Origin of the sequence: Acinetobacter faecalis, assembly GCF_034187745.1 — a bacterium.
GTDB lineage: Bacteria > Pseudomonadota > Gammaproteobacteria > Pseudomonadales > Moraxellaceae > Acinetobacter > Acinetobacter faecalis.
In genome coordinates this window covers 139,451-164,204 of the sequence record NZ_JAXHPF010000006.1, presented here as the reverse complement: position 1 = coordinate 164,204, position 24,754 = coordinate 139,451, and the positions used below count along the sequence as shown (strand labels likewise).

Sequence of the window (24,754 nt, the reverse complement as noted above, 5' to 3'; positions counted from 1 at the left end):
TGACTCTGATAGGTAATTCAGAGTCATGGCTTTTATGGAACAACTATGGCATTAATCGTTCAAAAATATGGCGGTACCTCTATGGGTACTCCCGAGCGCATTTTAAATGTTGCTCGTCGTGTGAAGCGTTGGCACGATCATGGTCACAAAATTGTGGTTGTGGTTTCTGCAATGAGTGGCGAAACCAATCGTCTGCTTGCTTTAGCGAAGGCCATTACCGAAACCCCTGACCCACGTGAATTAGACCAAATGGTGTCTACAGGTGAACAGGTAACGATTTCCATGTTAGCGATGGCACTGAATACAATTGGTGTAAAAGCAACATCACTTACTGGTCGCCAAGTCGGCATTAAAACTGACAGCTCATATACCAAAGCTCGTATTGAAGCAATTGATACAGATGTAATGACAAGCTACTTAGACGCAGGTCAAGTGATTGTTGTTGCTGGTTTCCAAGGTTTTGATTCAAACGGCAATACAACAACTTTAGGTCGTGGTGGTTCAGATACTTCTGGTGTAGCACTTGCTGCTGCGCTTAAAGCAGATGAATGCCAAATTTACACAGATGTTGACGGTGTTTACACCACAGATCCACGTGTAGCACCAAAAGCTAAAAAAGTAGATCGTATCTCTTTTGAAGAAATGCTTGAAATGGCATCTCTTGGCTCTAAAGTTCTTCAAATTCGTTCAGTAGAATTTGCAGGCAAATACCAAGTGCCTTTACGCGTATTATCTAGTTTTGATAATGACGATGATGGCGCATTCGACGAAGACTTTAAACAAAATGTCGGAACACTAATCACGACTGAAGCGGAAGACAACATGGAACAACCAATTATCTCAGGTATCGCGTTTAACCGTGACGAAGCAAAATTAACTATTCTTGGTGTACCAGATTTACCAGGTATTGCTTCAAACATTCTTTCGCCTATTGGTGAAGCAAATGTTGAAGTCGACATGATCATACAAAATGTCGAAGAAGACGGTACAACTGACTTCACGTTTACTGTTAACCGTGGTGAATTAGCAAAAGCGAAATCAATTCTTGAAGCAACAGCAAAAGAAATTGGTGCACGTGAAGTTGCTACACGTTCAGATATCGTAAAAGTATCTATCGTAGGTGTTGGCATGCGTTCTCATGCTGGTGTTGCAAGCACAATGTTTACAGCACTTGCAAAAGAAGGCATTAATATTCTAATGATCTCTACGTCTGAAATTAAAATTTCAGTCATTATTGATGAGAAATATTTAGAACTTGCTGTACGTGCACTTCATACTGCATTTAACCTAGATCGTGAAAGCGGCGAGTCAACCGTTCGTGCTTAATCAATTGGTATATTTAACCAAATTGTAAAATTTTATATATAGAACCGATAGAGCCCCTAGTATTTATATTAGAGGCTCTGTTATATTTAACTATAACTTAATATTTAATTTATTTTGCTTTGATGTCATATCAAAGTTTAATATGGAATATCTGTTAGAATTTAACAAGTTTTAGGGTTGTGTAATTTCCTATTTTTAACATTTGCACGTTTAGCATATTGCAAGGAGATAAACATGCTGATTCTTACCCGACGTGTCGGTGAAACATTAATGATTGGGGATCAAGTCAGTGTTACTGTTCTTGGTGTTAAGGGCAATCAAGTCCGTATCGGTGTAAATGCTCCCAAAGAAGTTTCTGTTCATCGTGAAGAGATTTATCAACGCATTCAGCATGAACGTGCTATGCATGAACATCTTCAACACATCGATCAAGATTATCAACCTTCTATCGAAGAAGAAAACAACCAACAAAATAATTTTAATCGCTAAGATAATTTAATTTTGTGAGTATAAAGCGGCTACATTGCCGCTTTAAATTTGCCTAAATTTTGTATCAGTTTAGTGATTATTCATCGCTTCCAATGCTTTTCGAACGGGACCAAAACTTCTACGGTGTTCATCAATAACACCATGTTGTGCAATAGCTTCAAAATGTGCTTTTGTTGGATACCCTTTGTGTTTAGCAAAACCATATTGCGGATATTTCTGGTCTAGCTCTACCATGTCATGATCACGAGTTACTTTTGCCAGAATACTAGCAGCCGAAATTTCAGCATGAAGCGCATCTCCACCAACAACAGCTTCGCAGCTCATAAGCAAACCTTTGGGTTCTTTATTTCCATCAACCAAAACATGATCTGGCTGAATATGAAGCTTTTCAACTGCTCTACGCATTGCCAATAAAGATGCTTGTAAAATATTTAATTCATCAATTTCTTTAGCACTCGATTCTGCAATTGCCCATGCCAATGCTTTTTCTTGAATCTCAACAAATAACATTTCACGTTTTTTTTCTGTTAATTTTTTAGAATCATTTAACCCTTCAATCGGATTATTTGGGTCTAAAATAACAGCCGCTGCAACCACTGAACCAACTAATGGCCCGCGCCCTGCTTCATCTGTTCCTGCAATTATTTTCATACATTTATAACCTTAAAAAAATAGGCTGAACAAGTCAGCCTAATTCATAACAAAATTTTAATTATTTTACAGATTCAGCAACACAAGCATTTATTGTTTTCGTTACTGCATTTGAAACAATTGTCGTACGTGCAGCAGGATCTAATGCAGCTGTTGCTAAATCTACAGCCGTTACACTTTGTGGTGCTTTTTCACTTACACAACCACAAATTTCAGTTTCAATGCTTTGCTTTTTCTCAGCAGTCATTAATGTAGTTGCTGTTTTCCAAGCTTGAATATTATTTAACTCAGTTGTACATTTTGCATTTACTGCAATTTTAAGCGCAGCTGCACCTAATTGTTGAGTTGTAGATGCTGCACCTGTAGTTGTTGTATCTGTTGTTGCACATGCAGATAAAATAAGTGCAAGTGGCGCAATTACAGCAATTAGCTTTTTCACAATATTGTCCTTTTTATACAAAATAAATGTCGCTCTATTTTGCCGAATTTAGTCCAAATTAGAAATGTTTAAATCATTAAAATGACCTATCTGGGTAAATTCCCAACAAACTATATCGTTCCATATTTTCAACAATGTGTTGCAAATAGATTATTCACGAATTTCTTCTAGTGCTTTAATATAATGATGCTTATAAAATAGACTCAATTTACATGAAAAATCGTTCACAATATTACACGCGAACAGCCCAAATACTGCATTGGTTAATGGCTATTATTTTTATTGCCGCATGGATTATTGGCTTCTACAGTGGTAATTTTTTAAGCTATGATGTTGATGGTAGCTTTAAAGGTACTGTCATTACATTACATAAAAATATTGCTACGGTTATTATCTTCTTAGTTGTTGTACGTATTTTCTGGCGTTATACGCACCCTGCGCCTGAACTACCAAATACCATGTCTCCCACTATGAAGCGCCTGGCTCATTTTGGACATTTAGCGCTGTATTTTATGCTACTTGCTTTACCAATTACTGGTTGCTTATTTAGTTGGAGCGCTGGGCATCCTGCACCTGTATTGTACTTATTTAATTTACCAACTTTAATTTCAGAAAACCCTGAAATTACAGCGATTGTTAAACCTTTGCATATTTATATATCTTGGGCAGCGGGTATATTACTTGCAGGTCATATTCTTGCGGCATTAAAACATCACTTTATAGATAAAGATACTGTTTTAGTTAGCATGACAAAACAACCTAAATAGATTTCTTTACAATGATTTAGCCCAATAAAAAGCCACTTTAAAGTGGCTTTTTATACAATTATCTTTCATTCAGTGCTTTTACAACACAACCTCGTACACTGTTAGTTATTGCTTTAGATACCAATTCGTTCTTTGCTTGCTCATCAAGCAATGCATGAATGAGTTCTTTTACAGCTACATCATCTGTTGCATGCTCTGAAACACAACCACAAACTTGAGATAAACTTTTTTGCTGTTCATCTTCTGTCATAAAAATAGATGCTGTTTTCCAAACTTTTGTTGCTTGTAATTCAGTTTTACATTGATATTCAATAACAGGCTTAAGCGCTGTTTTCGTGATGATTGTAGGATGTGCTATCGCCAAATAGACAATCACAGCAATAAATACAAATAAGATCAACACGATAAATTTAAATATTTTTTTTCATAGCATTTTCTTTAATCTAAAAAAAGCAGTGAATATTCACTGCTTTATAATATGTCAGAAATTTAAGCCATTGCTTGAATTTGTTCAGACCATTTTTGCTTTTCATCATCTGAAATAAAAGACGCTTCAAATGAATTAATTGCCAATTGCTTAAGCTCATCTTTTGTTAAATCTAAGGCTTCAGTAATTGCAATAAAGTTATCATTCATATAACCACCAAAATATGATGGATCATCTGAATTTACAGTAACATGCACGCCTTTTTGTAATAAACGACGAATATTATGTTTCGCCATATCATCTACAACGCAAAGCTTTAAGTTACTTAATGGACAAACCGTTAATGGCATTTTTTCTGCAATTAAACGTGCCATAAGTGTTTCATCTTCTTCAGAACGAACACCGTGATCAATACGATTTACTTTTAATAAATCTAAAGCTTCCCACACGTATTCTGCTGGGCCTTCTTCACCTGCATGCGCTACCACTAAAAAGCCTGCTTCACGCGCTTTAGCAAATACACGTTCAAACTTAGATGGTGGATGTCCAACTTCACTCGAATCTAAGCCAACACCAATAATTTGATCTTTATAAGCTAATGCTTGTTCAAGTGTTTCAAATGCAGCTTCTTCGCTTAAATGGCGTAAGAAACACATGATTAAATGAGATGAAATTCCAAATCTTTCTTTTGCATCATCACAAGCGCGTTGTAAACCATTTATTACTGTTGAAAATGCAATTCCACGATCTGTATGTGTTTGCGGATCGAAGAACATTTCTGTATGCACAACTTTATCTTCTGCACATTTTTCAAAATATGCCCAAGCTAAATCATAAAAATCTTGTTCATGAATAAGTACATTTGCACCCGCATAGTAAATATCTAAGAACGATTGTAAGTTGTGAAAATTGTACGCCTGTTTTACTTCTTCTACAGATTTATAAGGAATTTCCACCTCATTACGCTGCGCAATTGTAAACATAAGTTCTGGTTCAAATGTCCCTTCAATATGTACGTGCAACTCAGCTTTTGGCAATGCACGGATAAAATCTAATTGATTCATTTATATCCTCGAAAATAAAAAAGGGTGTAAACAAAGTTTACACCCTTTGCTTTACTTGGTGTAATTAGCCACCAAACAATGCAAATTTTAATACCCAAAGCGCAGCAACAATCCAAACCATATAAGGTACAGTTTTCGCTTTACCTGTAAATAGTTTAATTAATGCGTAGCTAATAAAGCCCATTGCAATACCATCTGCAATTGAATATGAAAATGGCATGAAAATAATGGTTAAAAATGCTGGAACTGCTTCTGTGATGTCTTCCCAATCAATATTGGTAATACCTTGAATCATCAACACACCAACAAATAATAATGCCGGAGCAGTTGCAAAACCTGGTACAGATTGAGCCAATGGTGCTAAGAATAAACACAGAATAAATAAAATACCCACAACAACAGCAGTTAAGCCTGTACGACCACCTGCTGCAACACCTGCTGAAGATTCAATATAAGGCGTAGTTGAAGATGTACCCAACGCAGCGCCCGCAACAATTGCAGATGAATCGGCAAATAAAGCTTTTTTCAAGCGTGGTAATTTACCATCTTTCAGTAAACCTGCGCGGTGTGAAACACCAACTAATGTACCTGTTGAGTCAAATAAATCGACCAAGAAAAATACAAAAATAACGCCAATTAAACTTGCAGTAAATAAACCTTCAAAGTTCATCTGCATAAGCGTTGGTGCTAAAGAAGGAATTTCACCAACAACGCCTTTAAACTCGTTGTAGCCCAAAACTGTTGCTATACCTGTAATTGCCAAAATACTAATGACAATTGCACCACGAACTTTAAAATGGTGCATAACAACAATTAAAAGGAAACCTAAAAGTGCAAGTAATACAGATGGCTGTTTTAAATCACCTAAACCTACTAGCGTTGCAGGATTATCTACAATAATACCAGCATTCTTTAATGCAACTAATGCAAGGAATAAACCAATACCACCACCAATGGCAAATTTCAGAGACATTGGAATTGCATTCACAATGGCTTCACGAATTTTGAACATACTAATAGCAATAAAAACAATACCCGATACAAAAACTGCTGCTAAAGCCGTTTGCCAAGGCACACCCATACCCAAACAAACTGAATAGGTAAAGTAAGCGTTAAGCCCCATACCGGGTGCAAGAGCGATAGGATAATTTGCAATTATGCCCATTACTACGCAGCCAATTGCAGCTGCAAGACATGTTGCAACAAAGACAGCCCCATGATCCATCCCTGTTGCGGATAAAATCATTGGATTGACAATAATGATATAACTCATTGCTAAGAATGTCGTTATACCTGCTAGAACTTCTGTACGAAAAGTCGTTTTGTTTTCGCTGAGCTTAAACAAGCGCTCTAGCACACTCACTGAAGACGGATTAGGAGTCGTCATGACCTAGCCCCTGTTAATAAACTTAATGCCAAGATTTTTTAAATATACTAAAAAGGTATATTCCTAAAAAACTTGTTGCAATGGTTATGCCAAATTTAAAAAATGAGGTCTTCAATTAATTTGGCAACAAAAATAACCAAATGAATCTATTAAATCAGTAAACAAAAAAGCTGCATAAATAATATGCAGCCCTATCTATTTACTTGAAATTAAATATATAATTTAAAAAAATATTTAATTCAACCTTCCAATATTGTAATTATATCACATTGATTTTTTAAAGTTTCTAAATTTTTCATTTTTAAGGATTGTTTAGTTAAGAAAAATTTAAATCTATTTGTTACTCAAACTATCAGTATAAAAACTATTTATTTTTAGGTGCATAATAATTTTTATTTTGCTCTGTTTCACCCATTGAACTTCTAGCATCCTCTATAAGCAATTTTAATTCTTTATGCTGCTTTTCTTTCATATCTTGATGGACAATAAATCCAAGTATTAGAACAACAATAAAAGTTACTCCCGCAATCATTTTGAACACTTTAAGCCTCAATAAATTTAGTTTTTTTTATTTAAATATTTAGCAAATATTAACACTATATCTTTTAATTAAGTCACTAACTCGCTTTTTTATGTATTTTTAAGCATAAGGAAAAAATTATACCAACCTTTTGAAGGTATATAAATATTTTAAATAAAACAATTGGATATATTTAAATAAACACCTCAACACCTCAACACCTCAACACCTCAACACCTCAACACCTCAACACCTCAACACCTCAACACCTCAACACCTAAGTGTATTTAGTAAATTATTATTTTAAAAGATAAATACCAATAAAACAGTGAAATAAAAAAGCCGATGTAATAACATCGGCTTTTACTAAAACACCTATTTAAATAAGTGACATAGTTATCAATACTTAAACAGAAGCAAGTACTGCATTTAATGTTGCGCTTGGACGCATAACAGCATTTACTTTTTCTTGATCTACAGCATAGTAACCACCGATATCAGCAGCTTTGCCTTGAACAGCAGCTAACTCAGCAACGATTTTATCTTCGTTTTCAGCAAGTGCTTTTGCTAATGGAGCAAACTGTGCTTTAAGCTCAGCATTTTCATCTTGCTCAACAAGCGCTTCAGCCCAGAATTTAGCAAGGTAGAAATGGCTACCACGGTTATCAAGCTCACCCGTACGACGTGATGGAGACTTGTCGTTATCAAGTAATTTACCAGTTGCTTGGTCTAAAGTTTTAGCAAGCAATTTAATGCTTGGGTTATTTTCTTTAATACCCATTTCTTCAAGTGACACAGCTAGAGCCATGAACTCACCTAAAGAATCCCAACGTAAATGGTTTTCTTCTACAAGTTGTTGTACGTGTTTAGGCGCAGAACCACCAGCACCAGTTTCGTACATACCACCACCAGCCATTAAAGGCACGATAGAAAGCATTTTCGCAGAAGTACCCAATTCCATAATTGGGAACAAGTCTGTTAGGTAGTCACGTAAAATGTTACCAGTAACAGAAATTGTGTCTAAGCCACGAGCAACACGCTCAAGTGTGTAACGCATTGCACGTACTTGAGACATAATTTGGATGTCTAAACCGTCAGTGTCATGATCTTTCAAGTATTTTTCAACTTTCTTGATTAATTCATTTTCATGTGGACGGTACGGGTCAAGCCAGAAGATTGCCGGCATGCCAGAGTTACGCGCGCGTGTTACCGCAAGTTTCACCCAGTCACGGATCGGTGCGTCTTTCACCTGACACATACGCCAGATATCGCCTTCTTCCACATTTTGTGACATCAACACTTCGCCAGTTTCAAGATCAACGATGTTCGCAACACCATCTTCTGAAATTTCGAAAGTTTTGTCATGTGAACCGTATTCTTCAGCTTTTTGCGCCATCAAACCAACGTTAGGTACAGTACCCATAGTTTTTGGATCGAAGTTGCCATTCCACTTGCAGAAATTGATCATTTCTTGGTAAATACGAGCGAATGTAGATTCAGGCATTACAGCTTTACAGTCGTAAGGTTTGCCGTCAGCACCCCACATTTTACCACCACCACGGATCATTGCAGGCATAGAAGCATCTACAATTACGTCGTTTGGTGAATGGAAGTTTGTGATACCTTTTGCAGAATCAACCATTGCTAAAGCAGGACGGTGTTCTTGGCAAGCGTGTAAATCTGCAATGATTTCTTCACGTACAGATGTCGGTAAAGTTTCAATCTTTTCATAAAGACCAGCCATACCGTTGTTTACGTTTACGCCTAGCTCTTCGAATAATTTACCGTGCTTTTCAAAAGCTTCTTTGTAGTATATTTTCACACAGTGACCGAATACGATCGGGTGTGAAACTTTCATCATTGTTGCTTTAACGTGTAAAGAGAACAAAATTCCTGCTTCACGACAATCTTCAAGTTCTTTTTCATAGAAATCGCAAAGCGCTTTCTTGCTCATGAACATTGAATCGATAATTTCACCGTCTTTAAGCGCAACTTTTGGCTTGAGAACAATTGTTTGACCAGACTTAGTCACTAATTCCATTTTCACGTCACGAGCGCGGTCTAAAGTCATAGACTTTTCACCGTGATAGAAGTCACCTTCGCTCATATGTGAAACGTGAGTTTGTGACCACTGCTTCCACTCGCTCATAGAGTGTGGATGTTTTTTAACGTAGTTTTTAACTGCAGCAGGTGCACGACGGTCAGAGTTACCTTCACGTAAAACTGGATTTACAGCAGAACCTAAACATTTGCTATAACGAGCTTTAATCGCTTTTTCTTCTTCAGTTGTAGGATTTTCTGGGTAATCAGGAATCGCATAACCTTTAGATTGAAGCTCTTTAATACATGCTGTTAATTGGCCAACAGACGCACTAATGTTAGGAAGCTTGATAATATTCGTATCTGGATCTTGAGTAAGACGACCCAACTCTGCAAGAGTATCAGGAACTTTTTGTTCGTCTTTTAAATAATCTGCAAATTCTGCGAGTACACGTACAGCTACAGAAATGTCACTTTTAACAATTTCTACGCCAGCTGGCTTAGTAAAGGTCTCAATGATCGGCAGTAGTGAGTAAGTTGCCAATAATGGCGCCTCGTCGGTCAGTGTATAAATGATTTTTGACTTTCCACCAGCCATATATAGCCCCTTGCGATAGATTAAGTTTTTTAGAACTGAGCTTTTGACTCAATTTCTGCGAACCGGTTTGCTTGAATAAAACATAAAGAGTATCGATGCTCAAAGCTTATCCGTCAATGAAATATCATTTCATATTGTGATGTCGCTTAACGTTTGTTCACACCTATACTATTTTCTTGTGCCACTATTCTACTTGATATTTGCTGTTTTTCGAAGTGCAAAATGTTAGGTATTCTCAAATGTGATGACACTATAATTCAATTTATTTTTCAAATAAGTCATTAATTAAATTAAGAATATAATAAAATCACTTATAAAACACATATCTAAATTAGTACACAATATGAACAATTCAAACACCATTTTTTATAATCCTAAAGTCAATATAGACTAAAGTTATTGAATTGCTTTCATAGCAAACACCATTCACCAACTAAATGACAGTATAAACTTTAAACATATTTGTATTTTAATAGAAAAAATGTCTTAAATTGACTGTTTTTGTGATTAAAAGCATCTGCTTTTGTCGTAATTTTTAATCATTTATTGGGAATTTATAATAGGATTATTGAAGATTCATTACCTCAATAATTAATCTAACTTCCTTTAATTATAAAAACTTTACCATGAACGATTCACTTTAGTTCAAACAATAAAAAAGGTTTTAAGCTTTTTTTGCTTAAAACCTTTTTATAGCTTTAAATTTTGGTAGGTATAAGCAGACTCGAACTGCTGACCTCTACGATGTCAACGTAGCGCTCTAACCAACTGAGCTATACACCTAAAGTGGCTAAAATCATAGTCATTTTAAAATTCTAAGACAAGCCTTTTTTATATTGAGCCAACATAGCAGAACAACTATTAATCAATTTTAATAGTATTTGAATATCTTTTTCATCTTTATTAGCGCCATAAACATACTTTTGATATGAATTTATAAGCTCACAAATCAAAGCTTGTTCATGTTCATTTAGCTCTAAGGCTGAAGAAACGTAAATCAACCAACTCGCAACAGATTCATAAGGCTTTTTCTGAAGATGAATAGGTAACTGTTTCGACAATCGATTTAAAGCCCATTGCACCTTATCTCTACGTTTAAAAGTTAAATAATATATCCAAGAAAAATATGCGCTAACAATCAATAAAATGCCAAAAATTAAAACTAAAATTGCAGTATAAGTATTACTAAAACCTAAACGATCAAACCACTTTTTCTGGCTTTGAACATCATAACCAACAACTTTACTTTGCCATTGATAAGTTAAGTAATCACTCCAAATTCGAGCTTTATTTAAAAAATTGAATTGCTGATATTTCCAGTTGGTATGACTATCACCAAAAACTTGCTGATTATTCGCAATTAAATTTTGCATGCCACGATCTACACGTTCAGGTGCGATTATTGCGGTAGGATCATAACGAACCCATTCCTGACCGATAAGCACCTCCGTCCATGCATGTGCATCTAATTGACGAACCTCCCAACTTTCACTATCTGGTGCCAACTGCCCACCTTGATACCCAACAACGATACGAGCAGGAATACCTACGTAACGCATAAGCATGACAAAGCTAGAAGCATAATGTTCACAAAAACCCTGTTTAGATTTAAATAAAAACTCATCAATTCTATTTTGTCCTAATAAACCAGGACTTAATGTATAAGTAAAATTATTTTCTTTATACCATTTAAGTAAATTTTGAATATACAGCTCAGGATTTCTATTACTTTTCACAAATAAATTTTGCGCAAATTGCTGTGCTTGCAAGTCAAATTGAGTTGGAGCTCGAGTATTACTACTTTGAACCCAATTAGGCACAACATTAACATTTAAATTAAATTGGGCTTTGCCAATCCATTGCATTTTTACAGGTTGAATTCGTCCATTTGGTCGAATTGGAACAACACTCCAATCTGTTCTTAATACATATTTTTCTTGAATAGGAACAGATTTTTCTAAAGACATCACCCATTTTGTTCGAACATCAGCTGCTAAATATTCATACTCAAAATTTTGACTACTTTTTTCAAAATGAGCGTTCAGTGATGGTTGCTGATTAGCAAAATTACTTGTCCATTGTTGCCCATCATATTGATCAAGAACCAGTCCTCTCCAATATAAATCCGACTGATTAGGCAATTTTTTCATATCGCCAATTATTCGAAAAGCCAATTCAGAAGATTGCGATAGCTCAGCAATGTCCCCTGGAGACATTGTCTCACTAATTCCTGTTATACCTTTATTTTGGTCTGGAATTGGAATGTGCCAAAGCGGCGGTAATCTTGGAAAAAACAAAAAGAGTAAAATAAAAAATGGGAGTGCAAAAACAATAAACTTTCCAACATGCCGTGCATCCTGAAATATACTTATTTTAGATATTTGATGATTCGAAAACTCACTTGTTTGTAGGCGATACAATCCAACCAAACAACTCAATAAACACGATATAACCAGTAATGCCATCCATAAAGATTGGCTATATAAAAAGCTACTTGCACTTACAAATAATGCAAAATTCAAAAGAATAATCACATCACGTTTAGCCTTAATTTCCATTGCTTTAGCAAATAGAAACGTAGCTAGAACAGCAACGCCAGCTTCAATACCAATAAAAGTTTTATAAGAAAAGAAAATAGCTGCTAAAGAGACTATAACAAACAAAAATGTAATTACTTTCGATATACGTTTTTCTTGTTTAGCTAATTTAAAATACAAAATAATAATTACAACTGCGAATAATGCACTAACGGCAAATGGTAAAAATATACTTTGCGTAATGAGGATAATACCAAGCGTTAATATAATTGAATTATTAATTAATCTATTCATTGTCATTACGCCTGTGCTAACAGAAGTTTCGCTTGATATAGCTGTTTTTCACCTAAACCCAGTTCAAGTTCTGCACGTGGTAATACCAAATTATAAGCATGTTGTAATTGCTCACATTGTTCGACCAATCCCATCATTAAACTTAAACGCTCTTCATGTGAATTTGCAGGCATATTTTCATAAACAATATTCACGTGATGTTGATCTTCATATTGTTCAAATATTTTAATATATAAGCCATGACCACGTGCTGCTTGCTTCCATGAAACTGCATGTAGAGACTCACCTGTTTGATATTCTCTCAACTCTCTAAACTCATCTACATCTTGAGAAAAGTTTTGCTGCACAAACTTGTTATCTGTTTGAAACTCTTTGGCTCTTGGTGCAATCCATACACAATTTTGAAGATATAAATACGTCCACGCTCGAACTAGCCCAAATGGATAAACTGAATAAATTTGAACATTAGGTAATTCAAATTTTCCACGCTCTTCTGCATAGAAATTTAATGTGATTTTTTCTTTTAAATTCTGGACTAAAATTTTCTCTAAATGATGTTCTGTTTTAATCCAAAGATAACGAGTTTGCGGTAGTTTTTGCTCAAAATATAATGTGAGTTCTACCGAATTTCCAACCTGCCCAATTTCAGATATTGCAGATGTAATTTCTAAACCATAAAGCTGTTTAAAAGTTAAATAAAAGCTAATACATAAAATAGAACTTATTAAAAAGCAAAAACCTAAAATAAGATTATTCGCGTAATTTACACCTGCAATAAATGTGATAAATATCAGAACAAGAAACAAATAACCTTGCTGATAAATAAATATCAAAATATCTTTTTGGGTCAGTTGCTTAAATTGTTCAAATTTAAATCTTTTATTTACCCAACTCTGCCAATATTTCTTCAGCATATACAATTAACTCGCACCTACTTGCTTCATTAAATGTAAAGCTTCTGATTCTGAAAGCCCCAATCGATGTGAAGTAACAGCGCTAAATACAGCCTGAATATCATCTGAAGTTACAAAATTACGTTGCATAATGAGCGCATGCGCCTGTGCCGCTTTCTTTAAAGCCAAAGCACCGCGTGTAGACAATCCGTGATGCCCTTTTCGTGACTCTTCAACTAAATCTAGTAAATATTCCAAAGCTGCATCAGATACAAAAATATCTTTAACAATATTTTGTAATTCAAGTACTTCAGATTCTAAAAACACATGATTTAAAGTAGAAATTAGCGCTTGTCTCGAGTTTTGCTGTAGTAATTGTTTTTCTGCTTGTCTTGATGGATATCCCAAAGATAACCGCATTAAAAAACGGTCTAACTGAGATTCTGGTAAAGCGTATGTACCACTTTGAAATAATGGATTTTGCGTTGCCATAACCCAAAATGGTTTTGGTAGTTCGTGACGTGTACCATCTATGGTGACATAACCCTCTTCCATTGCTTCGAGTAATGCACTTTGCGTTTTTGGGCTACAACGGTTAATTTCATCTGCAAGTAAAATTTGGGTGAAAATTGGACCTTGTTTAAACTCGAATTGATGTTCTTTTTGATTAAACATATTCACGCCAATCACATCGCTTGCAAGCATGTCATTGGTAAATTGAATACGTTGAAATTGAAGTCCTGCAAGTCTTGCTAATGCGCTAGATAATGTTGTTTTACCTAAACCAGGTAGGTCTTCAAACAACACATGCCCACCTGCAAGTAAGCAACACAATGCAAGTTTTGTTTGCTGTTCTTTATCTAAAATAATGCGATTAATTTGCGTTAAAAATTCAGTAATTTTTGGAGTATATTTTTCGATTGATGCATCCAAATTATGCTCACTTTGGTATGAAGCTTCTTCGTTTGCCTTTTTCATTCCCCAAATCACCTACATTCCCCAAATAAAATCAGTTTTAAATAACATACACTGTTTTAGATTTTTTCCAAAGAATTCAATACTCTCTAAAGTGTTATTTTTAAGATGGTTATGCGACTTTATCCTCAATTTTTACAGTTTCAGACTTAAGATCTGGCTCATGTTTTTGTTGTGCTTCTAACTCACAAAAAATTTGGGGCAATTCAGGCTTTAGATTATGAACAATACATAAATAACGACCATAAAAAAGCGCCCGTTAGGACGCTTTTTTATTAATCAAATATTAACAAGGGCATTTCTTCATATCGCCACCTGCTGTTGGATAACGTGCATCCACGCAATAACGATAAAAAGTTTTAGCATCCATAGCTTCCAAATCTGGATGATGTTTTGCCATATGTTCCAAATAATTTTGGTAATCAGGCACACCCACCATCAAGCGAAAACTTTGCTGTAAACGCTGCCAAAGTGTTGCAATTCGAGACCAATTCTTAGGATTAAGAATAAGCTCCTTCTGCGACATAATGGTCATTTTGATGATTTTATAAATCACCGTTTTACCACTTTTAGCAAATTTAAGGTTCATACGAAATCCTCATTAATGTGCAGATTTTGATGGCTCAATTTCAGCAGGATCAACGTAAATTGCTTCCGCTTCATTCACAGTTGGTGTTGGCGAAGCCAATGCACGGCGCACCACACGAATTGCAGCAAACAACATCACAAAAGCAACAATCATAAAGAATGCACATAACGCTGCATTAATTTGGTTAGACATAATGATTGTTTGCATTTCTTCAATTGATTTCGCAGGTTTTAAAATTTCACCACGTGCAATTGCGTCCTTGAAACGGTCTGCTTGTGCCAAGAAACCAATTTTTGGATTTTCGTGGAAAATCTTTTGCCAACCAGCAGTCATCGATGTAATGAACAAGAAAATAGTTGGAACGATTGTCACCCAAACATATTTCTCTTTCTTCATCTTGAATAGAATAACCGTACCTAGCATCAATGCCATTGCTGCAAGAATTTGGTTACCAATACCGAATAACGGCCATAAGCTGTTAATACCGCCTAATGGATCGACTACGCCTTGGTATACGAAGAAGCCCCATCCTGAAACTGCAACAGCTGTACCAATTAAGTTACCTACAAAATTCTTAGAGTTTTTAACCGCAGGAACAACAATACCAACTGTATCTTGAACCATGAAACGGCAAGCACGCGTACCCGCATCTACCGCAGTTAAAATGAATAATGCTTCGAATAGAATTGCGAAGTGGTACCAAAATGCCATCATTTCACGACTGTTGAAAATTTCAGTAATGATATGGGCCATACCAATTGCAAATGTTGGCGCACCACCTGTACGAGATAAAATTGAGCTTTCACCCACTTCTTGTGCAAGTAGCGTTAATGCTTCAGGTGTAATGACAAAACCTAAATTACGTACCGCTTCCGCAGCCGACTCTACAGATGTACCAATAACTGCCGCAGGCGAGTTAATGGCAAAATAAACACCAGGATCTAATACTGTTGCACAAACCATCGCCATAATTGCAACGAATGATTCCATCAACATACCGCCATAACCAATCATGCGAATATCAGTTTCTTTATTCACAAGTTTTGGTGTAGTACCCGATGACACAAGTGCGTGGAAACCCGAAATTGCACCACAGGCAATGGTAATAAATAAGAATGGGAACATTGAACCTGCAAATACAGGACCTGTACCATCAACGAATTGTGTGATTGCTGGCATTTTCATTTCAGGCATTGCAAATACAATACCAATTGCCAAACCTGCAATTACACCAATTTTTAAGAATGTAGATAAGTAATCACGCGGTGCTAAAAGCAACCAAACAGGTAAAACTGATGCAATGAAACCATATGCAATCAAACACCAAGTTAATTCAGTACCTGTTAATGTGAATAATGGCCCCCAATATGGATGTTGAGCAATACTTTCACCATAGATAATCCCTGCCATCATCAGCACAAAACCAATAATCGACACTTCTGCAATTTTACCCGGTCGGATAAATCGCATGTAAACACCCATGAACAGCGCAATTGGTATGGTTGCTGCAATACTGAATACACCCCATGGACTGTTTGTTAATGCTTTAACAACAACCAGTGCCAATACTGCAAGAATAATGATCATTACGCCAAGCGCACCAAGCATTACAATTACACCAGCAAATGAACCAAGCTCTTGCTTCGCCATTTCACCTAAAGAGCGCCCATCTCTACGTGTAGAAATGAAAAGTACTAAAAAGTCTTGTACCGCACCTGCAAGTACAACACCTACTAAAAGCCAAATGGTACCTGGTAAGTAACCCATTTGTGCAGCAAGAATTGGACCTACAAGCGGACCTGCACCTGCAATTGCAGCAAAGTGATGTCCAAACAAAACGCCTTTATTGGTTGGAACATAATCCAAGCCATCTGCTAAACGATGTGCAGGTGTTAAACGTCGCTCATTCAGCTCAAAGACTTTATTGGCAATAAATAAACTATAGAAACGATATGCAATGCTGTATACACAGACGGCTGCAAGAATGAGCCATACCGCATTCACATGCTCTCCACGACTTACCGCAAGTATCCCGAAGGATATTGCGCCCAATATGGCAACAAGCAGCCATATAATTTTAGAAGTTGTTGTCAACTTTGGTTGAACTGATTCCATTTAAATCCCTCATATATGTATGTTCTAAATCAGCTTAATTATTTTTTTTGAGGTACAGCTGTTTCATCCTGAACAACTTTACTCCTCACATCCTTCTTTTAATCTAAGACTTTGGCATAAAAAAAGGGATGATTAAGATCATCCCTTTCGATAATAGTATATTTCTACACCATTATGCACGCTCTAAATAGTCACCTGTACGAGTGTCTACACGAACGCTTTCTTCTTGCTGAACAAACAATGGAACACGTACAACTGCACCTGTTTCAAGCTTAGCTGGTTTACCACCACCGCCTGAAGTATCGCCACGTACACCTGGATCTGTTTCAACAATTTTCAATACAACGAAGTTAGGTGCTGTAACGTTCAAAGGAACGCCATTGAACAACATAATTGTGCATTTTTCATTTGAATCGTCTTTTAACCATTTAGCAGCATCGCTCATCGCTGTTTTATCAGCAGCAATCTGTTCAAATGAAACAGGATCCATGAAGTTCCACATTTCGCCATCGTTGTACAAGTATTCCATTTCTACTTCTACGATGTCTGCAGCTTCTAAGTTTTCACCTGATTTAAAAGTTTTTTCTAAAACTTTACCGCTGCGAAGGTTACGCAATTTTACGCGGTTGAATGCTTGACCTTTACCAGGCTTAACATATTCATTTTCCATGATTGAACATGGGTTACCATCAAGCATAACCTTAAGGCCTGACTTGAAATCATTCGTAGAATAATAGGCCATGACTGGCACTCCAAACTTACTAACTATAATCTTTAGCGCTACGGGCTGTACGAATCATTTAGCAAGCTAACTCGCACACTTATGCCACATGCACATTTATGTGATGTGACGTATTCTAAATGACCAATACACTTTGTCGCAATGAAAAATTCTTGAATATCGAACTTAAGCTGATTAACTTATACACATACATCAATTCTTCTTATTTATAGCATTGCTAAAAAGAGGTAAAATTCACTAAATTTGAATTTCAAATTTTATTCAATCTCCTTCTTTATCCTTTTATGATTTTTATTTTTTCAATCTATACGTAATTCGTATCTACCTACTCGTTTGAATCTAAGATCAATTTATATTTTTAAGCATAAACATGACAAATTATTTATATCAAGAGCAAAATTGGCAATCTCAAATGAGTGATCTTATTACTCAGCCTAAAGAACTGTTAGACCTACTCGACTTATCATCTGACCAATTATTGTCTGGCGCACTTTTAGCATCTGAAACATTTAAGCTTCGTGTTCCTCGTGCGTTTGCTGAAAAAATTGAAAAAGGTAATTCACTCGATCCCTTACTCTTACAAGTTTTACCTCATCATTTAGAACTTGAAGATCACGAAGGTTTTATTACAGACCCTTTAGGTGAAGAAGAAGCGAATCAACAACCAGGCGTTTTACATAAGTATAAGTCACGCTTTTTACTTACACTTACAGGTGCTTGTGCTGTTCATTGTCGATATTGTTTTAGACGTCATTTCCCATATCAAGAAAATTTACCTAAAAATGATGATTGGATAAATATTGCAAATTACATTGAATCTAAACCCGAAATTAATGAAGTGATTTTAAGTGGTGGTGACCCACTTACAATTTCAAATAGAAAACTTCAATTGTGGATTGAGCGTTTAGAATCAATTAAACAACTAAAATACGTGAGAATTCATTCACGTGTTCCAGTCGTCATTCCTAGCAGAGTTGATGATGAGTTTATTTCTATCTTAAAAAACAGTAGGCTACGAATTATTCTAGTGATACACTCGAATCATGCTCTAGAATTAGACGAATATACATGTTCAAAATTAAATGGACTTGTGGAAAATAAAATCACGTTATTAAATCAAGCTGTGTTGTTAAAAGGGGTCAATGATTCAGCGAACATTTTAGCAAATTTAAGTTATAAATTATTTGATATTGGGGTAATGCCATACTATTTACATGTATTGGATAAAGTGAAAGGTGCTCATCATTTCGATTTAGAACCAGACACAATCAATCAAATTTATACAGAATTACTTGCTACTTTACCCGGCTATCTAGTACCAAAGCTTGTACGAGAAATTGCTGGGGAGAAAAATAAAACACCACTTTTGGGAACGGAAACTTTTTGAGTTAAATGAATTATGGATAAAACGGCGAATGATATCTTTCAAACCAGCAACGAATTAACGTTGGAGCAGCTTAGTTTTTGCCAAAACTCTGTAACAAGTATTCAGCAATGGTCAGGTCAATTAGAAATTCATCATTTAGGTGATTCCGCACGCGCTTTATTCAATGCAATTGTTGAAATTTCTGAGCTAAATTGTAAAGAAACACTGCGTTTTGACTTAATTCAAGCCATTCATCCAATTATTGACAATATCTTAAATAGTCTAGAAAAACACTCATTTAATCAATCACTTATATCTGATAGTCGTAATACTCAAATTATTGAATTAGCATTATCTCTTAGAATTCATTTATCTAAAATTTATATTGATATCGCACAGCGTAGTAAGCAACAACTACAAGATCAAAGTTTTTCATTTTTTTCATTTAAATCTAAAAAGAACTTGGAAACAGCTCAAACTGTTGCAACTTACTATGCTTTACAACAACTTGCTTTGTTGTTTTATCACCAACAAATGCTATATAACTCAGCATTAACAGGTCAGTGGCTCATCACTCATTCGCTTTTAGCGAATGCAATGAAGAACAATTTTAATTTGACCAATATCAACCAAATATTAGGTACTAAGCATCAAATTAAAAATATTAATCAAGCTTATGCTCAAATTGTTTTACTTGATATTTTCAATACGCATCAAATACGACCTGCTGAAATTCAAGGTTTATTTTTATGCAGTTATGAGTGGGCAAGACTCATTCAAGTTCTACCAAAAGAATCTACACTTTCTCGCTATGTTGTAGACTCAACCAAAGATATCGCACCAATTTTCAACACAGTTCAAGAAACGAATTGCAATACGAATATTTATATTTCAACGCAAGCATTGCTTGAATATTTAAATGAAAATCAGGGTAGAAACAACGATAAACTATCTCCAAATGAAAAGCTATTTTTAACCCCTGCGCTACACTTCCACATTCATAATATTTTAACCAATACAGCCGAACGTCGTTATGAACGTTACGAATATAATGCACGTATTAAAATTTGTTTTGGATTAAGTGCTGCTCATTTTTATTTATCTAAAGCTAAAAACTTTAATGAAACATTGGTGCTAGGTTCTAATTATCAAATTAAAGGTGCAAGTAATTTTCTAGATCCAAGCAATCAAACAATTCCGATCAATGAAACCCCATTAAAAAATATAGATAGAGAATCCAAAAAAATCCACCAAGTGGATGTACTCGATATTAGTGTTACTGGTTACCGTATTCAATGGACTGGTGTAACGCCTAAAAATTTAAAAACAGGTGAGTTTATTTTAGTTCAAGAAAACTCACGTAGCCCATGGCGTGGTGGTGTTATTCGCTGGATTAAACAATCATCTGAGCAAAGTTTAGAACTTGGTTTAGAAATTCTTGCTCAAGACATTGCACCATGTGCTTGCTACTTACAAGTCGACCGTAACACAGGTCATTACCACCCTGCTCTTATTATGCAGAATACACAATTAGATGAAATATCTACCACATTAATTTTACCTGGAATTGGTTTATTAAAAGATAAGCAATCTATCCAACTTCGTTTGGGCACAGATGAGTTGAAAGTATTTTTAATTAAGCCATTATTAATTACACAAAGTTTCATGCGTTTTAACTTTGAATTACTGAATGAGCAACAAAGACCAATTTTGGATAATTTTATCCATAAACAGTTAAATGAAGTAAAACATCATGATTTATGGGAAACATTGAAGTGAGAAATCCATTATTTTCTAAAAAGCATAAGCGTTCGGAAGCACGTTTACTCATTATCGATGACAATCAGATTCGATTTAATCAAATTTGTGATCAACTAAAAGAAAATGACTTTAGTGTTGTAGCAACGCTTTTAGATGATGTTAAAAACTTTGAAAAACAATTGAATTTTAAATGGGATGTTGTCATTTTTGGTCGTGCTTATGATTTAAAAGTAGATCAAGCAATTGCTCTCATTCGGTCTTCAACACAACCAGATTTACCTCTTTTACTACTCAATCCTGATGATTATGAATATGAACAATATACAAGTTATATTCATAAAGGTTTGTATGATGTTTTAAATATCGACCATCCAGAACGTTTCTATTACGGTCTTATTCGTACTATTGCTTTTAGCCGTTTACAGCAACAGCAAGAAAACCTTATGGATGAACTTGAAACTGCGCAAACTCAAGCACAATCTTTAGTTGAAGACAGCAATAAAGCTTTAGCTATTATTCAAGAAGGTATTCACGTACAAGCTAATCCTGAATATTTAGAACTCTTTGGTTTTAAATCTGAAGATGAAATTATTGGTTTACCATTACTTGATTTACTTAAACCCAAGAATATTGCAGAGTTAAAAACGCGTATTAAAAAAGCATCTCAGGGACAGCTTGATGCAGGTGCATTTAGCTTAGAATCATTAAACACCAATCTTGCGAATAAAAACCCTCTTACCATTGAATTTATAAAAGCAACTGAAGAAGATGCAATTCAAATTACCATTGATATGGAATCTACAGCAGCTAAATCTAATTCTGTAGAAACAGCAGCGCAAAATCCGCATGTATTCCAACAAATTAATCGTACTTTACAAAAGCAACCTGCTGCAAAAAATGCTTTAGTGAGTTTTTCTTTAGCAAATTGCCCTGAACAAATTTTTCTATCAGATTGGCTTACATCTAAAACCTATTTCCAAAATATTCGCGCATTTTTAAAAGAACAAACAAAAGTTCCATTATTTAAAGTTGATACTTCAGTTTATATCGGGCTATTTCAAGCAGATACCCAAGAAATTTTGGACTCTAAATTAACTTCTCTCAGCACGTTAACTAAACCACAACTTATTGATGTAAATGGCTCATCTTACCCATTAAACTTACGTATGGGTTTTAGCTTACTCAACAGTACAATTAAAGATGAACTTGATTTCGAAAATTACATTGCTCAGGCATTTAGCACTAAACTGCCTATTCCATGTGAAAAGACGACAATCGATTTTGGTTTAGATACAGATTTTTCACCAAATATTGAAATCCCAACAAGTCAACTTGAAAGTCCAGCAATTTCGATTGTACCTGTTGCTACTCAACCAGTTGAACCTGTATTTATTGCACCACAGCAAGATAATACGCTTAGCCGTCTTGCTGAGTGCTTAAATAAAGGGGAAATTCATCTTAAATATCAGCAACTATACGATAAAGAAGATACAAATCTTTATACCTATGAAGTTACCAGTAGCTTTATTGATGGAACAAACTGGAAAAACTGCTGCGATATCTTAGAACTTGTAGATGATCCAGAATTATCTATTAAATTAGATCGTTGGATTTTAGTGGAATCTTGCAAACAATTACATAATTTTATTACTCAATATCCAACTGCAAAACTGATTATCAATTTAAATAAGCATATTTTATTGCAAGATAAAACTTTCCCTGAATTTGTGGCAAAACTAATTACAATTATTGGTAGTTCAGCAGAATATCCGCTTATTCTTCAATTTGCCGAAGAAGATATTCATCAGCACATTGATGAAGCACAAAAGAAAATTACACAATTACGTGCACATGGCGCTCAAGTTTCAATGCGTAATTTTGGTCGCTCAATGTATAGCGAAACGCTATTAAAACAACTTGATATTGATTGTCTAGCATTACATACAGATTTAACACAAATGTTGTCTGATGAAGCGAGCACTCAAGAACTCAATGAGAAATTATTAGCTTTCCAAGAGATTCGTCCATCACTTATGTTATTACGTGAATTAAACGATATGAATTTGTTCGCAAATGCATGGAATGTTGAAGCGCGCTTTATTCAGGGCGATTATTTCCAGAAAAAATTAGATCAGCTTATTGATGTACAAGACCTTTAAGGTCTTGTACATACTTAAAATTATTAATGACTATTTTGTATTAGTTTTAGAAATAAAAAAAACGGGCATAATGCCCGTTTTTTTTATTTCTGTATTAATCGCGTTTGATAGAACGTGACATACCAGAGAAACGTTGTTTGAACTTGTCGATACGACCGCCAGTGTCAACATTCTTCTGTTTACCAGTATAGAATGGGTGGCAAGCTGAACATACATCTAGGTAAATAGTTTCTTTACCAAGTGCAGAACGAGTCTCGATTACGTTACCACATGAACAAGTAGCAACTAAGTTTTCATATTTTGGGTGAATATCGGCGCGCATCGTCGATTCTCCTAAGATTAAAGAAGGTTTAGCTGTCATCGCAATTGATCACTCTCATCATAAAAATGAGGAAAAGGCGAAGTAATTAAATTACCTCAGCAGATCAACACCACAACAGACCATTCTTTTGGCCCACCGAGACGGATACCGTCAGAGCTAAGCGCAACAAGTGGGCGTTATTATACTTTAAATTTAATATAAAGCGAACTATTCTTTCTCTTTAACTTCTGCTTGTTTAGACCAATAATTTGCAATTACACCACATACCATTAACTGAATTTGGTGAAAAATCATAATAGGTAAAACAATCATTCCTAATGGCTGTCCAATAAATAAAATTTGTGCCATTGGTACGCCACTAGCAAGAGTCTTTTTAGAACCACAAAAGAAAATGGCAATTTGATCTTCTTTATTAAAGCCCATCCATTTTGGAATGTATAAAGCTAAAAGCATAATTGCGGTTAATAAAACAGAACATGCCAATATAAGCAACATGAGTGTATTAAAACTCACAACTTTCCATAAACCCGCAACGACTGCCCCACTAAATGCACCATACACCACCATCAAAATTGAACCCTGATCAAATGCTTTTACAAGGCTAGGAATTTTTTGCATTTTAGGAAAAATCCAAGGTCTTAAAATTTGACCCAATACAAAAGGAACAAACAGCAATAATGTAATTTGAATAATAGATGCTGTTGGATCGAAGTCGTGTTTTAACTGACCTAATATAAAAATACTTACAAGAATTGGCGTAATAAACATGCCAATAATATTAGAAAAAGATGCACTACATACGGCGCTAGCAACATTGCCTTTTGCTACCGAAGTAAATGCAATAGAAGATTGTACAGTTGATGGCAAAAAGCACATAAACAGAAAGCCCCAATATAATTCTCGACCTAACATGGGTTCAAGAATTGGTTTTGCCATTAAACCTAATATTGGAAATACAGCAAAAGTTAAGGCAAATACAAGTGCATGAAGTTTCCAATGCATAATGCCTTGCACAACTGCTTCACGTGATAATTTTGCACCATGTAGAAAGAATAAAATTGCAATTGCGACTGTCGTTAAAATACCAAAGTAATATGCGGCTTGACCTGAAACAGGCACAATAGATGCCAAGACCACCATGACCATTAATAAAATAGTAAATCGATCTAAAGCCAATAATTTCAACATTACCCTATCCTTGTATTTGTCTACTGACATTAAAAAGCTCAGTATGAAAATTTACCTTCCGATAAACCATCTTACTGAGCTTTTCAATTTTTGCGACCATTTCAA

General features: G+C 35.2%; 21 protein-coding genes and 1 tRNA gene. 6 read left to right on the top strand and 16 right to left on the bottom strand.

All coding sequences use genetic code 11. The features are described 5' to 3' along the window. Positions 1-45: 45 nt before the first annotated feature. Together SKM54_RS08495 and csrA are read left to right on the top strand one after the other, a co-directional pair. Complete coding sequence (locus SKM54_RS08495) at positions 46-1,326, top strand: aspartate kinase (RefSeq protein ID WP_321095129.1); 1,281 nt, start codon at positions 46-48, stop codon at positions 1,324-1,326. 234 nt (positions 1,327-1,560) lie between these two features. Continuing rightward, positions 1,561-1,815, top strand: coding sequence for a carbon storage regulator CsrA (csrA, locus tag SKM54_RS08490; protein WP_154772205.1), 255 nt, complete (start codon positions 1,561-1,563; stop codon positions 1,813-1,815). Positions 1,816-1,884: 69 nt separating this feature from the next. Here the strand turns inward: csrA and rnhB are convergent, their stop codons facing one another. Together rnhB and SKM54_RS08480 are read right to left on the bottom strand one after the other, a co-directional pair. After that, positions 1,885-2,466 carry a ribonuclease HII gene (gene rnhB, locus SKM54_RS08485; protein WP_321087070.1) on the bottom strand — a complete coding sequence of 194 codons (582 nt, stop codon included), beginning with the start codon at positions 2,464-2,466 and terminating at the stop codon, positions 1,885-1,887. Between the two features lie 61 nt (positions 2,467-2,527). Then, entirely contained in the window at positions 2,528-2,905 is a 378-nt protein-coding gene (locus SKM54_RS08480) for a hypothetical protein (RefSeq protein WP_171501217.1), read from the bottom strand. Positions 2,906-3,117: 212 nt separating this feature from the next. On the opposite strand from SKM54_RS08480, the gene SKM54_RS08475 reads away from it, so the two are divergent. Continuing rightward, on the top strand, positions 3,118-3,672 hold the full coding sequence (locus tag SKM54_RS08475; RefSeq protein ID WP_311917638.1) for a cytochrome b: 555 nt from the start codon (positions 3,118-3,120) through the stop codon (positions 3,670-3,672). Positions 3,673-3,730: 58 nt separating this feature from the next. On the opposite strand, the gene SKM54_RS08470 is transcribed toward SKM54_RS08475, so the two are convergent. From SKM54_RS08470 to efp, 12 genes are all read right to left on the bottom strand, one after another. Next, positions 3,731-4,075 carry a hypothetical protein gene (locus tag SKM54_RS08470; protein WP_321095127.1) on the bottom strand — a complete coding sequence of 115 codons (345 nt, stop codon included), beginning with the start codon at positions 4,073-4,075 and terminating at the stop codon, positions 3,731-3,733. A gap of 86 nt (positions 4,076-4,161) precedes the next feature. Next, entirely contained in the window at positions 4,162-5,163 is a 1,002-nt protein-coding gene (locus tag SKM54_RS08465) for an adenosine deaminase (protein WP_321095126.1), read from the bottom strand. Positions 5,164-5,227: 64 nt separating this feature from the next. Then, complete coding sequence (locus SKM54_RS08460; RefSeq protein ID WP_154773219.1) at positions 5,228-6,550, bottom strand: NCS2 family permease; 1,323 nt, start codon at positions 6,548-6,550, stop codon at positions 5,228-5,230. 364 nt (positions 6,551-6,914) lie between these two features. Next, a complete protein-coding gene (locus SKM54_RS08455) occupies positions 6,915-7,082 on the bottom strand; it encodes a hypothetical protein (protein ID WP_154773218.1) in 168 nt (55 codons plus the stop codon). Between the two features lie 394 nt (positions 7,083-7,476). After that, positions 7,477-9,708, bottom strand: coding sequence for an NADP-dependent isocitrate dehydrogenase (locus tag SKM54_RS08450; RefSeq protein WP_321095125.1), 2,232 nt, complete (start codon positions 9,706-9,708; stop codon positions 7,477-7,479). A 706-nt stretch (positions 9,709-10,414) separates the two neighbouring features. Then, positions 10,415-10,491 (bottom strand) — tRNA-Val (locus SKM54_RS08445). Positions 10,492-10,523: 32 nt separating this feature from the next. Further along, complete coding sequence (locus SKM54_RS08440; RefSeq protein WP_321095123.1) at positions 10,524-12,539, bottom strand: transglutaminase family protein; 2,016 nt, start codon at positions 12,537-12,539, stop codon at positions 10,524-10,526. A 5-nt stretch (positions 12,540-12,544) separates the two neighbouring features. Further along, positions 12,545-13,450, bottom strand: coding sequence for a DUF58 domain-containing protein (locus SKM54_RS08435; RefSeq protein WP_321095159.1), 906 nt, complete (start codon positions 13,448-13,450; stop codon positions 12,545-12,547). A 9-nt stretch (positions 13,451-13,459) separates the two neighbouring features. Further along, positions 13,460-14,422 (bottom strand): AAA family ATPase, encoded by a 963-nt coding sequence (locus SKM54_RS08430; protein WP_407061301.1) that lies wholly within the window; start codon positions 14,420-14,422, stop codon positions 13,460-13,462. Between the two features lie 271 nt (positions 14,423-14,693). Beyond that, positions 14,694-14,996, bottom strand: a complete 303-nt coding sequence (locus tag SKM54_RS08425) for a YbdD/YjiX family protein (RefSeq protein ID WP_154773214.1) — start codon at positions 14,994-14,996, stop codon at positions 14,694-14,696. A 12-nt stretch (positions 14,997-15,008) separates the two neighbouring features. Then, a complete protein-coding gene (locus tag SKM54_RS08420) occupies positions 15,009-17,111 on the bottom strand; it encodes a carbon starvation CstA family protein (RefSeq protein ID WP_321091123.1) in 2,103 nt (700 codons plus the stop codon). A 172-nt stretch (positions 17,112-17,283) separates the two neighbouring features. After that, on the bottom strand, positions 17,284-17,853 hold the full coding sequence (gene efp / locus SKM54_RS08415) for an elongation factor P (protein WP_120402416.1): 570 nt from the start codon (positions 17,851-17,853) through the stop codon (positions 17,284-17,286). Between the two features lie 370 nt (positions 17,854-18,223). Here efp and epmB point away from each other — a divergent pair, with 370 nt between their 5' ends. Genes epmB through SKM54_RS08400 form a run of 3 tightly spaced genes read left to right on the top strand, consistent with a single transcriptional unit; the run spans position 18,224 to position 23,139 of the window. Then, a complete protein-coding gene (gene epmB / locus SKM54_RS08410) occupies positions 18,224-19,240 on the top strand; it encodes an EF-P beta-lysylation protein EpmB (protein WP_154773212.1) in 1,017 nt (338 codons plus the stop codon). A 12-nt stretch (positions 19,241-19,252) separates the two neighbouring features. Beyond that, positions 19,253-20,998 carry a GTPase gene (locus SKM54_RS08405; RefSeq protein ID WP_321095122.1) on the top strand — a complete coding sequence of 582 codons (1,746 nt, stop codon included), beginning with the start codon at positions 19,253-19,255 and terminating at the stop codon, positions 20,996-20,998. After that, a complete protein-coding gene (locus tag SKM54_RS08400) occupies positions 20,980-23,139 on the top strand; it encodes an EAL domain-containing protein (RefSeq protein ID WP_321095121.1) in 2,160 nt (719 codons plus the stop codon). Before SKM54_RS08405 ends, SKM54_RS08400 begins: the two co-directional genes overlap by 19 nt. Before the next feature lie 94 nt (positions 23,140-23,233). Here SKM54_RS08400 and rpmE read toward each other — a convergent pair whose 3' ends face one another. Both rpmE and SKM54_RS08390 read right to left on the bottom strand, forming a co-directional pair. Continuing rightward, positions 23,234-23,461, bottom strand: coding sequence for a 50S ribosomal protein L31 (gene rpmE, locus SKM54_RS08395; RefSeq protein ID WP_154773209.1), 228 nt, complete (start codon positions 23,459-23,461; stop codon positions 23,234-23,236). A 207-nt stretch (positions 23,462-23,668) separates the two neighbouring features. Next, positions 23,669-24,649, bottom strand: coding sequence for a bile acid:sodium symporter family protein (locus SKM54_RS08390; protein ID WP_321095120.1), 981 nt, complete (start codon positions 24,647-24,649; stop codon positions 23,669-23,671). Between the last annotated feature and the right edge of the window lie 105 nt (positions 24,650-24,754).